The following is a 13,641-nucleotide window of genomic DNA, read 5'->3' on the forward strand; positions in this document are numbered from 1 at the left end:
CTCGGCATGGCGATGACAACCATCTTCTGCTGCGGCCAACTTGGATCACACATCCGCTTTCATCCATCAGTGTTGTAATACGCGCTCGTACACCGTCGTCTCGGATGCTCGCAGTTGCTGCTCGACGGCTTCGGTCAGAGAGGGGTTGTCGACAATCAACCCGAACTCGATGTTGTGGTGTTCGGCGCTGTGCGAAAAGTTGGCGCTAGTGACCAGTAGGAACCGATGGTCGACGGCGACGAACTTGGCGTGGTTGGTCACGTACTTCCCGTCGTATTCCTTGGTGCGGAACACTATTCCTGGAGCGAGGTGTCTTGCGACATCGTTGCTGGTCGGCGACCGGGACTTTGCCCCGGCGTCGGCGGCTCGGGCATCCATGTACACCTTCACGTGCATCGACGGGCGACCGGCGGCCCGGCGCAACGCGTCCCATAGTCCCGAGGACCGTTGGAAGTTGAACGTCGAGCAGATCACCGAACTGCGTGCGCCGTCGACATGCTCGACGATCGACGGAGTGAGCCGCCCGGCGTCGGCCAAGGGCCCGGGTAGGGTCCACAGCTGACCGAGCTTCGTCACGGTCGACCGCGCGCCTTGGATGCCGCGCAGCACCGCGACGAATACCGACGGGTCCAATTGCCGCAGCAGTGCCGTGGCTTCCGGGCGACGGTCAATCGACAGCGCCGTGAGCGCCGCCCGGATCGTCGCGCCGGCGGCGAGACGGTCGGCGATGTCTTTGGCCTCGGTGCCGGTCAGATACCGACCAAGCAGACGGGCCGTCTCACCGGTGGAGTTGGAAGAATCCAAGGCTGCTCCCCGGCAGATCGATGAGGAACCGGCGGTCGAGGAACCGGTTGGCGCGTTCGCAGGACGTCTCCGACGCCATCACACAGCAATGGCAGGCGGCGCCGTGCAGGAAGTCCTCCGGGGCACGCGGAGTCCGCATGGAGCAGATCGGGTCCGACGGGCATCGTGTCGCACGGCGCAACGCGTTGGTGACGACCCGGTCGAGCAAGGCCGGCCGACTCTGCTCTACGAGGCCGCCGAGGGTGCCGTCGCTGTCGGAGGCGGTGGTGCAGATCAGGAGCCCGGCCGCGGCGGGCCGGTCGGCGCTGGCATGCCAGGCGTAGAGGCGTTCGCTGAGGCTGGCGGCGTTGTAGCCGCAGGTCATCGCCAACTCGCGGATCAATATGTGGGCCAGACCGTGGACGAGCCAGTAACGGGGCGGCTTGAGCCGGGTCTCGTGGTCGACGTCGGCGGCCGTCTCGGAGTGGCGGCGTTCGAAGTTGAGTTTGTGGGCGGCGACGTGGGATTTCCAGACTTTGCTGGTGTATGTCCGGCGTTCCCAGTCTTTGACCTTGTCCTCGTCGAGTTGCAGGAAGATGCCCTCGCCGAGATCCTCGGTAGCAACAGTCCACTTCGGCTTCGCCGCGCGGGCCAACGGCACGAACCGCTTGTCGATGTCGTCGACCCGGTCCATTTCATCGATGCGAGTGAATCCGATCAGGGCGTTGACTTTGCGCAGCGACTCGACGGCCAACACCCGGGTGATCTGCGGCGGCAGCGCCGGGCCGAGCTCGCGCCGGGCCAGGGTGAGGCCGCTGACCTCGTCACGTTGGCCGTTGGCGACGGCATCGTGCAGCAGATACTTCCATTCCGGGACCAGCAGTTCGATCGGATCCCATTCGCGCTTCTCATCTTCCGCGTCGTCCGATGTTTTTTCGGCCAGTTCGATGACGGCAGCGAATTCGTTGTCGGGCAACGCGAACGCGGCAGGCACCGACTGTTCGACCAGTGCTTTCAGCACATCGAAGTTGCCATGGAACTTGGCCAAGTTTGACCCCAACGCGATGCGAACAAGTGTGGCGAGATCGCGATGATGTTCCTCCGGCGTGGTCACCGGCATCACGACGACGGACTGAGTCACCGGGAACCACAGATTGGATGCGCCGATCAGCATCAGTCTGGTGTCCGCGCCGCATTGTTCAAACGCGTCCAAATGCGGGTGCCGGCCCCGACACTTCGGCAGTTTCTCCCGACCTGCCGCACCTTGAGCTTCGTTCATGGCTCGGGTCTGTCCGCACGCGGTGCAGTCGATGCTGGCCGCCGCACCCTTGCCTGCGGTGCGGGTGGTCATTTTCAGCCGCGGGGCTTCGGCGGCGGTGCACGGCCTTCCTCGATGCACCCATTCGTTGTAGGGGAACTCGTCGAGGTGGCCATTTTCGCAGGCCAGCAGGTAGCGGGCCGCGACGGCGTCGCGGCCTCTCGCCTTGCGGGTTCCCTTGCGGCCGGTGCAGCCGGTGTGTTCGAACGCGGCCTGGTCGGACCGGTATGGGTGGGTGTTGTGGTACTTGAACAAGGTCAGCGGGCCGAGCATGCCGCAGCCGGTGCACCGCAGCCACTGCGGGAACACCCGGGCGGGCACACCGAGGTCGTTGCCTTCGGTGGACAGGGCTAGCTTTTGCGCCTGCCAGGGGTGTGGTCGCAGCGCGACGTCACGGGACTTCATCAACTTGGCCACGGCCTCGCGCAGCCGAGGCGCGTGGATGGTCCGGATGCCGTCGCGGCGGTCGTAGATCTTGTCCCAGTCATCGAGGCCCGTCGGCATGATGGTGAAGTTCGGCAGGTCCATCACCGCGCCGGGACCGTAGGTGTAAAGCAGCGACGACGGCCGTGCCGAACCGACCTTGGCACGATTGTGCTTGGTGCCCTTCTCCTTCAGCTTGTCCGCGTCGTCCAGCGGCGCGACCGCCTGACTCGGGTCGTAGAGGTACTCGGGTTCGGCTGTCACTTGGCGTCCTTCGCGTTTGCCTCGGGCATTACCCACTTCGGCGCGGACAGCGGCGCTTGGTAGTACAGGTTCTCTTCGATCGGGCTGACGAGCAGGTTGATCTCCGGCTGTACCTCGCGCATCGAGTTCGCGATCACGAAGGGCGGCACGTCCCGGTTGTCGGCCAGTGCCTTGCCGTGTTCCGGGCTGATTATCAGCGGGGCCGACGTGGATTTCCCGACTCGTTCGTAGACCAACGTCTGCATTTGGTTCATCACTTGCGTGCGACGCTTGAGCCACAGGTCGCGGCGCATGGTGAGGCGTTGGTGGGCGGCTTGGGTGGCGTCCTCGCTGCGGGCGGCCCGGCTCATCCGTGCCACCAGGGCCTCGATCAGGTCGTCGACGAACTTCTGCTCCGCCTCGATGCGGCTGGCACCGGTCTCCTCAGACAGGCCGCCCGTCTTCGCCGCTTGAAGGACGCGGGCGGCGCTGACCAGGACACCGTCCATGCCACGAAGGATCGAGGTCGTCGAATAGGGCGTCACCGACAGCGCCTCGACCTTCGCGTAGAAGGTTTCGTGGTAGTGCCGGAACTGCTCGAAATGCGCGAGATCCCGCGGCCTGGCCCAATTGCCGAGTGTCACGACCAAACCCGGTCGCTCGTCGTCACGTCCGACGCGGGAGGACGCCTGGATGTACTCCGCGGTGTTCTTCGGTTGGCCGATAACCATCATCAACCCGAGCCGAGTCACGTCGACACCGACTTGCAGCATCGACGTGGCCAACACTGCGTCGAACGGTTGCCGGGGCCGCTTCTTGGTGTGCGACACCCCGGAGGCGTCGATCTCCGGATCGAACGGGATGCCCATCTCGTCCAGGGTTTTGGTGATGTCCGCGCCTGCGACGCGGGCGGTGAGCTCGGTGATGTTGAGTTGGCCGATGGTCCCGTATCGCTTGGGCAGGCCGCGTGACCACGGTCGGCCCTTGGCCAGCAAGTCCTGCACGTCGTCGTCGAGATAGCGCTTCATGCCAGCCAATTCGCGGGTGGCGCTGAAATAGCCGACCAGGGTCATGTACGGGTCGGCGGCAACTCCGGACCGGTCGAGCAGCAACTGCCCCGCCGACATCAGGATCTCCGCGACCCGGATCTCGGCGGTCGTCAGCCGGACACCCGTGGTGGAGATGCCCACATAGCGGCGGCCGGGGTTCTCGTCGTCGACCGGTACCTCCTTGGAGAAGAACGTCCGGCCCGCGTCGAGCACCTGCGGCGGGAAGATCGTCACGTCGCGGCCGTAGAGCGCCTTGACCTGGTCGGCGGCGTTGCGGGCGGTCGCGGTGGACGCCACCACCAAGGGCTGCACCGGTTGGCCGTCCGCAGTGCGCCACGACGAGACGACGTCGATCGCGGCCTCGAACAACCCGACGGTGGTGCCCAGCGCGCCGGTGATCAAGTGCAACTCGTCTTGGATGATCAGGTCCGGGGGACGCAACCGGATCGTCGGCCGGACCGCCGCGCCGGTGCCTGGATGCTTGCTACCGTCCTTGATAACGCAGCCCGCATAGTCTTTGTGCACATAGCCGTGCAGGTCGCAGCGCTGCGCGACATACCCGAACAGCGATGCCGCCTCACCTTCGCGGGCCAGGCGGGCGAACTTGTCGACCGTCGCGATCACGAACGACGGGGCGAGTCGGTAGATCTCCTCGTCCACCGTCAACACCGGCAGCCCGTGTTCGGCGGCACCACCTTTCGAGAACGGACAATCGCTCAGCTCGTCGCCGCAGTAGACGAACACCCGCCGCAGCTTCGGGTCGGGGTCGACGTCGCGGGCGGTGATCTTGTCGCCACACCACGGGCAGCGCTGGATCTGCAGCACCGTCAACCGGTGACCGCGCCCCTCGTTGACCTTCTTCAACTGTTCGGCAGCCTCGTCGAACCGTTTCGGGCTGACGTCGGTACCCACCCACAGTCCGATCCGGAACGGCTCCGGACCCCACGTCTCGACATCGGCGCGGCGCGTCACCTCCGCCGCGCACACCAGGGCCGTGGCTCGCTGGAACTGTTGCGCGGTGAGCAGCCGCAGCGTGTAGCGCATCAAGACCGCCACCCCGCCGCCGCCGCCGTCGAGCGGGCCGTCAGGTGTGTCGAGCACCCCTTGGCGGCGGCGCATCGCGAACGTGTACGCCGCCAACCCGAGATAGGCCTCGGTCTTACCGCCACCGGTCGGGAAGAACAGCAGCTGCGCCTTCGCCAACTCGCCGGAGCGGCCGTCGGCGGCCGGGTCGGTCAACATCGGCAACTGCATCAGGATGAACGCCAACTGGAACGTGCGCCACGAATGTGCCAGCAGACCTTTGGCTTTCACGGTCGTACGGGCCTCGGCGATGGACTCGTCCGGGTGCTGAGTGCGGCGTTCGGCCACCTGGGATTGGATGCGCTGCTCGGCCATCACCGTGTTCATGAAGCGGAAGCACCGCAGCACCTCCGGGTCATCTATGAGGTGCTGGAGGCCGGTTTTCAACTGGCCGTGCACATTCCGGGCCTCGGCGACCGCTTCGAGCGCGTCTGTCCGAAGGTGCGCCGGCATCTGTTCGCCCGTCGCCTGCTCGCCGTCCAACCACGTCGCGTAGCCGGTGACGATCGGCTCCAACCCGGCCCGCAACTCCTCGACCCCGACGGTTGCCAGTAGCTCCATGTCCAGCAGGGCGGCCTTGATCTCCTCGGCCTTGGTCTGCGGGGTTTGGCAGGTCGGCAGCCACGTCGTCCATACGGATCGGGCGCGCCGGGCCTTGCGGACGACATCCCCCTCCTTCTTCTCGGCGACATCCCAATCCACCGAACAGGTCCGGCCCACCGCGAACTCCAGCCGATCCCGGTATTGCAGGTTCAGCAACCGCAGCTCGTCATCGAACTCGTCGTCGTCGTCGAGCTGCAGGTCGCGGACCGGAAGGAACACCTCAGCGCCGTCGGCGTTCACCTCTAGCTTCGTCTGAAACAGCCACGCGTTGGTGGGGATCTTCGCCGGCGTCTCCGCGTCGTTGCATAAGGCGATCTCGATCAACCGGCGTCCGCGCGCCTCGTCGTCGTACCGGTCGACACGCAGGACCACGGTGTCCCGCAGGTGGTATGCCGTCGTCTCCTTCGGGACTAGATCCTTGACGCTGATAACGGTGTCGATGGAGATCGGGGTCCGCTGGAATCGGGGACCTGATCGGTTTCCGTCGTCGTCGACCTCCGTCGGCAGCGGCTCGTAGGTGCCCCACGTCGCCGTCACGGTGAACGACGTGAGGTCCGTCGGGATCTGCAAGCGCAACCCCATCGATGCGGGGATTATCAGGCCACGGCGTTGCGGGCCGTCCTCGGCCGTGTCCTCGTCGGCGGTCGTTGCGGCGTCGTCCACTGCGGTAACCGGCACGCCGCGGCTTTCGAGCGCGTCCAGCTCGTCACCCACGTCAGTGGCGGGGTCCTCGTCCCAGTCCTTGTCCGTCAGGCGGACCGGGGCGATCCGGCCGATCAGGTACGCGGAGTCGGGCGGGCCGGCGAGGATCTCGTTCTGGCCGCCTGCGGGGCCGAGGAGTTCGCGTTCGAGGATGTCGGCGAGATTCTCCCGAGCCGTGACCGAGCGGCCGTCGGGCTCTTCGGCGAGACGGTAGGGGGCGGTCATTCGTCGTCCTTCTCGTCAGAGGCGGGGGCGTCACCTTGGGCGGCGGCGCGGCGGTGGTTTTCCTCCAGGAGGCGGTCCAGGATCTCGACCCGCGCCGCCGGGGAGACCGTCCAGCGCAGCATGTTCCGGTAGATGTGGAAACCGTGGTCGAGGGGGACATCGCCCCAGCCGTAGGCGGCCAGCATCGCGTTGTCCAGCTCGACGTGGATCTCACGGAGTCGGGTGATGTCGGGGTCAGTGGTGACGTCGGGGTCGTTGGCGAGGTTGTAGAGCTTGGTGAGACCGAGGTCGCGGCGGAGCATCATCTCACGGCGCTCAGCGTCGAGGGTGCGGCCGACGGTGTGGAGGAGATCGGTGGGGGCGGGGCGGGGGAAGGTGTCGAAGACATCGGAGGGCATGTAGCGAATATCGGTGCGCATGGTGGAGCCATATGTAATTGCCCATATTTGGTGCAGGCTCGACGACAATTGAGCTTGCTGAGCGTATGAGTCTGTTGCAAAGATGATCACACTGTGGCTGGCGATCTGACCGGTAGCTATCCGGTATGGCATCAGGGTCTTGCTGGTATTTGCGATAACGAGCATCTCGTCCAACCCGGCGATGGCTTTTCGCATGGCTGGGCGCGAGCGGAGGAACAGCCACCAGGGCGCGTCGCGGACGGCCTTCGATTTGCCCAGCCGCTCAGGTTTCACTCGTTCGACCACCCGCGTGTACGGCAGGGTGAATCTTGCCGCTTCGGCCTCGGGCCGCGTGTTGAAGTCGATCACCCATCGCGATGCCGATGCGTCTGGCCGCGAGTTGAGGTCTGCGCCGTTGAGAAAGGGAAACAGGACGTGGCTGTTCGCCGGGTCTGCGGCGAGCCAGTCCGCCGCCTCGTCGGATTCCAGCACGAAACCCATGCCGAGTACTTTGCAGCCGTTGAAGGCCATTCCGTTGTTCTCGGCCAGGCGCACCGGATTTCCGTCGAACCGACCGGCGGGTTCCAATAGGGTCGAGATCCGCCGGACGGCGATGCCGTCGGCGATCCGGGGAATTTCGTCACCGATGGTTTCCCGGGTGCCCCACACGGCGGCGAACTCAAGGCTCGCGCTGGCTGAGGGCCATGAGCGGCTTTGGATGGCGCGGGTGAGGGTGAAACCATCGGCGACGAGGGCGTCGAGACCGACTTCGCGGGTGTCGCCCTGGGCGACGGTGTTGGTCGCGATTAGGCCGAGGTTGCCGCGTGGAGTGAGCAGCGGCGCGGCGCGCAGCAGGAAGTAGGCGACGAGGTCGGCCCGGCCGCGTTGCCCCCCGGCCAGAACGTTGACGAACCAGTCCCGCATATCGGTACCCATCGCGCCGGTGAGGTCTGTCCCACCCAAGAACGGCGGGTTCCCCACGATCGCATCAAACCCGCCATGGTCGAAGACGTCCGGCACGGCCAGAATCCAGTGCAACGGCTTCCACCGCGCATAGTCCGTCGCCACGGTCGGTGTCAGCCCGGCAGCCTGAATTTCATCTAGTGCAGTCCGGTTCGCGTCGCTCCCGTCGGCCGGGTATGCCTGCCCAATCGCCAGCCGAAGGCGCTCGTACGCCTCCGTTAACACCTTCCCCGGCTTCCCTCCGAATCGCAGTCCCGCAGCCACCACCCCATCGGCGATATACGCAAGCTCCCTCGTCAACTCCTGCGTCCGCAGGAGTTGACGACGTTTCGCCGTCGCGGACCGTTGTGGGTCCGTGACGCTCACCTCATGCGCAAGTTCCCGTCGGACTTCGGCAACCTCCCTGAGCCGGCCGTCCACATCGATATCGGAGAACATCAACTGCGTGGCATCGGGATAGATGTGCTGGTGCTTCAGCTGCTCGACACTGGTCAACCCCAGCAGCGTGTTCCCGTGGAAGATCTTGTCGTCCACGAATGAGAACGGCAGTTTCGGGTCCAGCGACACCAGCCACAGCGACAGCTTGCACATCTCCACCGCCATGGTGTTGATGTCCGCGCCATACAGGCACGAGGCCACCACATGGCGGATAGCCTTCGTCCGAAGGTCGGGTCCGGTTGCGGTGCCTTCGCGTTCCCAGGCCTCGAGCAGACGGTCGGCGAGGTAGCGCGCGGCGGCGACGAGGAATGCGCCGGAGCCGCAGGCGATGTCGGCGACCTTCAATCGGAGGATCTGGTCCGACGACAGTGGCCGCCACTGTTGCTGGTCCGCGGTCTGATGTGGGCCCGGGGAGTAGACCAGGGGTTCGAGGGCGTACCGCACCACCTCTTCGGCGAGGTCTTTCGGGGTGTAGTGGGCTCCGGCCGAGGCACGGGAGGCGGTTTCGACGACGAGAACCCCGCCGGGGTGGACGACGAAAGGACGGTCACGCAAGTCGCGGCGGATGACGCCGATGAAGGGGCGTAACCGATCCCGCAGCTCGGCGTCGGTGGTGACGGCCCGCAATGCGCGGTCGGTGTCCTCGACGGTGTCGGCAGCTTTGATCGCGTTGGTGAACGCAGACGCCGTGGGACTGGTGGCGGCAGGCTGGTCAGCTTTGGCCCAGGAGATCAGGGCGGCGGCAAGCTTCGCTGGGTCCGGGTTGGCGGCAGCGAGGGACTCGAGGATGTGCAGCGGGATCTCCGGCTCCAACCCCGCCTTGCCGATCAGACCGACTGTCACCTCGTCGACATCGGCGCATGAATAGCCGAGCAAGCCTTCGTAGATGTACCCGATCTGTTCGACATCGATGTCGCGGAACGAGATTCGGCTCGCGACGCCTTTGACGACGGCGACCTGGACGGAGGCCAACACGGCAAGCATGACCCGGTCGCTCACCGCGATGAGCAAGCCCCGGTCGTCCCTGTCAGTGAGGAATCCGAACCGCTCCGGGTCGAACAGTGAACCGCCGTAAGACGGGATCCGCATGTCCTCGAAGCTGGCCCCCTGATACAGCGCCCGCGACGTCGCGAGCAGCCGATGCCACGTCATGTGGGTGGCGTCGAGCGCTTCGGTGCCTTCGTCGCGGGCCCGGGCGTCGAGCAGGTCCAGCTCGTCGCTGAGACCGTAACCGCGGGTGAACAACTCGCTCTCCGGCAACAGCTGCCGCTGCTCGGCGAACAACAGGAAGACCACCCGCATCATCATCGTGACGGCGGCTTCGTACACCGCCCCACGGTCGGCGGGCAGCGGGTCGGGCTCGCCGCGCTCGACGACGGACAGCGCGGACTCGGACAGGGCCTGGACGAGCAACTCGACGGCTTGGCGGACCTGGGTGCCGAGGGCCTCGGTGATCTCCTCGGCCGACTTCACCGACTCCGCGAACAGGTTCGGCAACCGGTCCTCGGGAACCCCGGCGACGAGTTGCCGACGGGCGAGAATGGCGAAGAACGCGTTGCGGGTCTGTGGTTCCTCGATCCAGGTGTGCGCGTCGACGATCCCGGAGGCGACCGATGCCTGCGGGCGGGCGCAGACGACGCCCCACCAGCGGCCGTCGGTGACCACGCCGATCGAAACCTCGGCCTCGCGCAGTAGTTGCGTCATCCGATCGATCGCACTGTCGGACCAGCCGTCGAGGCCGGGGTCGCGCAGCGAATCGACCGGGTCGACGACGAGTACCAGCGCGCCGACCAGCCCGCCGTGGGTGAGCGCCCCGGCGGTGGTGACCATGACTTTGTGATCGGGGGAGCGAACGGTCTCGGTGTGTTCGGCGGTGTAGCTGCCGACCCAGCCGACGACCTCGCGCAACACGGTGTCGACCCAGATATCGCGTTCGCTGCGATAGAGGTCGAGGGCGGGCTCGTCGTCGCGGTGGGTGTCCCAGTTTTCCCAGGCCTTTTCAAAGGCGGGCTTGGCTTCGGCGAGAACGGCTTTGCGGTCGGCGGTCAATGGGGGCATGCCTTGCGGCCACACCCGTTTGACGGCAGGCACGGACAGAAAGGGGCCTTCGGTATCGACGAGTTCGAGCCAGGCGCGGTGGAGTTCCGCGACGGTTGGGGGCTTCCGCTTCGGTTTGGTGCTCATCGTAGGGCTCCCGGCTGGGCGTCGGCGGGGGTGAGGGCGAACACGACGGCCGCGGCCGACACGTGTGGCTCGATGTCGCGGTAGCGGTCTCGGATCGCCTCGACTTCGCGGCGTTCCTCGTCGGCGAGGCTGGCGCGGCGATCCTCCATGCTGCGGAGGTCTTGGCGGCGTTGCCGTTGCTGGTCGCGGGCGATCTCGGGCATGTCGAGGGTCATCAAGGCTTCCTCGGCTTGGATTTCGCCAGTCAGCCGGTCTACGGACTCGGTCAATGTGGTGCGGAAGTTCGCGAAAATCTGGCGGGCTCGGGTGACGTCGTCGTCCTCGCGGGTGCGCAGTGCCTCGTCGACCCGTTTCTGTCGGGCTTGGGCACGGGTGCTTATCGCTTCCAAGAGTTGTCCGCGCATCCGTGACCCCTCGGTGTTCCACAGTTCGGCCAGCGTGGTCCGTACATCTTCGCTTGCCAAAGTGAGGTTTTCGGCATCGAGTGCCTCGTCGAGTACGTCCTCGACCTTTGTTTCGGCCATGGCGCGGCCGCGCAGTCGGACGCCGGTGAGGAATACCTCTTCGTGCAGCCGCAATCCGCCTCGGCCTACCAGGACCAGGCGCGACACCGCCGCGACGCAGGACTGCGGCAGGTCGTCGATGACGACGGCGGTGACCCGGTTGACCGGTGAGTCGACACCGAACAGCGCGCCACGCAGAATTCGCGCCGACCGTTGCAGGACTGCGTGCCCCAGATGAATGTGCACGAGGTCTTTGCGATCCTTGGCGGCTTCGTCGTCGAAGGTGATCGGTCGGATGTGGTCCGGTTCGAGAGTGGTGGTCAGCCCGCGCAACGCGGGTTGCCAGGCGGCACCCAACGCCGGGACGGCGAAGACGGGTGCGTCGGTGCGGTCGTCGCCGACCTCGATCAGCAACGGCTGTTTGGTGTGGTCGAGCGCGGCGTCCACCACCCGCCGCGCGGTGGCCGGGGTGAGGTGCATCTTGGCTTTGATCTCCGGGTACCGCTGCGCCAGTTCTGTGAGCCGGGCCCCCAGACGACGTTCCCCGGCAAGGGCGCGGGAGATGGCTTCCTCGCCGCTGTCCGGTGCGGTTTTGGCGCGGCGTTTCACGCTGGGACTGAACCGGTCCTGCACCTCCGCGGCCATCACCTGGTTCATCTTCCCTAGGTCTTTGCGTGCGTTGCCGACCTTCTCGGCGATCCGGCGCATGAAGTCGAGGTCGGCGGCGTAGGTGGCCGACGCGGCGTCCGGAGCGAAATGGAAGATCTCGGGTTGTTCGTGCTGGCCATACCGGTCGATCCGGCCGATGCGCTGTTCGAGGCGGGACGGGTTGAACGGGACGTCGTAGTTCACCAGGCGGTGGCAGTGGTCTTGCAGGTCGATGCCTTCGCCGGCGGAGTCGGTGGCCAGCAACACCCGCACCGGAAATTTGTTCGGCTCGTCGGTGAACTGTTGCCGCACGGTCTCGCGGTCTTCGGTGGGTGTCGAACCCTGGATGACCGCGACCCGGCCGCGATAACCCTTCTGGTCCAGCACCCCCGCGATCCAGCCGAGCGTCGCGGCGTATTCGGTGAACACGACGACGCGCTCGTTGGTCCAGGTCTTGCCATCGGGGCGGCACACGGCGTCGAGGAAAGTGATCAGCGCGGTCAGCTTCGAGTCGGGGCGGTGTTCGTAGCCGCTGCCCCACCCGACCAGGCCAGCGATCTCGGCCGGGGGGGCCGCGATGAGCGGGTCGGAGCCTTTGCTCTTGCGCAGGGTGACGAACTCCGGTTGGTCCTGCTCGCCTTCCTCTTCGTCGGACTGGCCGAAGGACATGACTTCCTGGAAGTACTCGTCGTCGTCCTCGGGGATCTCCGGCAACCGGCCGGTGGCCGCAGACTTGTCGTAGAGCTCCAAGGTCTTGGCGAACGACCATGGGCTGGAAAGGAACCGCTTCTTCAATAGCATCGCGACAATGTCGCCGGACTGGCCCTCGCGGCCGTTCTTGCGGGCACTGTCTTTCAGGATGCGTTCCAGTAGACCGAACTTTTCCTGTTCGGGGTCGCTCGGGGTGAACGGGATGGTCTTGAGCACCCGGGTTTTAAAGTCGAGGCTGGTGATGTCGGTCTTGAGCCGGCGCACGATGATGTCGCGCAAGGCCCGTTCGTCGAGGGTGGCGCCGCGGGTGAACCGGCGGCCGTCGATCATCTCCAGGAGCGCGGTGAACGATTCGGAGTAGCCGTTGTGTGGGGTCGCGGACAGGAATAGGCGATGCTCGCAGCGCTGCGCCAACGCGCGGGTCGCGAGGGTGCGTTTGCTGTCGATCGCGTAGCCGCGCCGTCCGCCGACGGGGGTCGGGCTCGCCGGGGCGACGTGGTGCGCTTCGTCGACGACAAGGGCGTCGAAGGCGTAACGGCGGGCGGTGCCGGAATCGCGCACGTCGGCGTAGAGTTCGCGCAGCAGCCGTTGGGCGCGCAGCGACGGCAGCCATGCCATGCTGACGATAACGCGGGGGAACAGTCGGAACGGGTTTGCGTTGAGGCCGTGGCTGCGGCGCACGTCCGCGATCAGCTCGCTGTTGACGATGACGAAGTCCAAGCCGAACTTGTCGCGCATCTCGTCGCGCCACTTCACCGACAGGCTCGGTGGGCAGACCACCATCACCGACCGGGCGCGGTGGCGCAGCAGCAACTCCTGGATCACCAGGCCCGCCTCGATGGTCTTACCCAGGCCGACGTCGTCGGCCAACAGCAGGTTCGTCCGTGACGATTGCAATGCGCGGCTCAACGGCTCCAGCTGGTAGGCCTCGATATTCGCGCCGCTGCGGAACGGGGCCTGGTAGGAGTTCGCGTCGGCGGAGGTCACCGCGCCCCAGCGCACCGCGTCGACGAAGGCAGCGAGGGTGTTCGGGTCGTCGAACCCGGCCGGGGTGATCGTCTCGGGCAGGTTCTGCGGCGGTGCCACCGAGTGGCCAACCTCGAGCTCCCACACCACTGCGAGTTCCTCGCCGAGGCGGTCCTCCTCGAGCGACTGCATCTCCACGACGTGCGTCAGCTGGGCTGCGCCTTCGTCGGCCGGGCTGCGGGGCAGGCCTTGCGGCCGGACCTCGGTGACAGCCCACGTCGAGCCACGCACGGTGACGACTTGGCCCGGCTCAGGCACCTTCGGCATTGTTTCCCACACCCTTCGTTCCAGCAGATCGGTTTACCGTAGCGAGGGTTTGCGATTTTCGCAATTAATGTTAG

Annotated in this window: 5 protein-coding genes; all 5 read right to left on the minus strand. The window is 66.1% G+C overall.

Features of this window, described 5'->3' with window-relative positions:
- Positions 1–66: 66 nt before the first annotated feature.
- The 5 genes from drmC to drmD are packed head-to-tail and all read right to left on the minus strand — an operon-like array spanning position 67 to position 13,567.
- On the minus strand, positions 67–804 hold the full coding sequence (gene drmC / locus ACV7NQ_RS43935) for a DISARM system phospholipase D-like protein DrmC (protein ID WP_463364888.1): 738 nt from the start codon (positions 802–804) through the stop codon (positions 67–69).
- Entirely contained in the window at positions 779–2,788 is a 2,010-nt protein-coding gene (gene drmB / locus ACV7NQ_RS43940; RefSeq protein ID WP_463364889.1) for a DrmB family protein, read from the minus strand. Before drmB ends, drmC begins: the two co-directional genes overlap by 26 nt.
- On the minus strand, positions 2,785–6,429 hold the full coding sequence (drmA, locus tag ACV7NQ_RS43945) for a DISARM system helicase DrmA (RefSeq protein WP_463364890.1): 3,645 nt from the start codon (positions 6,427–6,429) through the stop codon (positions 2,785–2,787). The genes drmB and drmA overlap by 4 nt, the downstream gene beginning before the upstream one ends.
- Positions 6,426–10,412 carry an Eco57I restriction-modification methylase domain-containing protein gene (locus tag ACV7NQ_RS43950; RefSeq protein WP_463364891.1) on the minus strand — a complete coding sequence of 1,329 codons (3,987 nt, stop codon included), beginning with the start codon at positions 10,410–10,412 and terminating at the stop codon, positions 6,426–6,428. The genes drmA and ACV7NQ_RS43950 overlap by 4 nt, the downstream gene beginning before the upstream one ends.
- Entirely contained in the window at positions 10,409–13,567 is a 3,159-nt protein-coding gene (gene drmD / locus ACV7NQ_RS43955; protein WP_463364892.1) for a DISARM system SNF2-like helicase DrmD, read from the minus strand. The genes ACV7NQ_RS43950 and drmD overlap by 4 nt, the downstream gene beginning before the upstream one ends.
- Positions 13,568–13,641: the final 74 nt, after the last annotated feature.

Source organism: Nocardia sp. Tas62D01, from assembly GCF_055232035.1.

Coding starts and splice junctions, on each gene's coding strand:
- drmA (WP_463364890.1), bottom strand. CDS start 6,429: ATGACCGCCCCCTACCGTCTCGCCGAAGAGCCCGACGGCCGCTCGGTC.
- ACV7NQ_RS43950 (WP_463364891.1), bottom strand. CDS start 10,412: ATGAGCACCAAACCGAAGCGGAAGCCCCCAACCGTCGCGGAACTCCAC.
- drmD (WP_463364892.1), bottom strand. CDS start 13,567: ATGCCGAAGGTGCCTGAGCCGGGCCAAGTCGTCACCGTGCGTGGCTCG.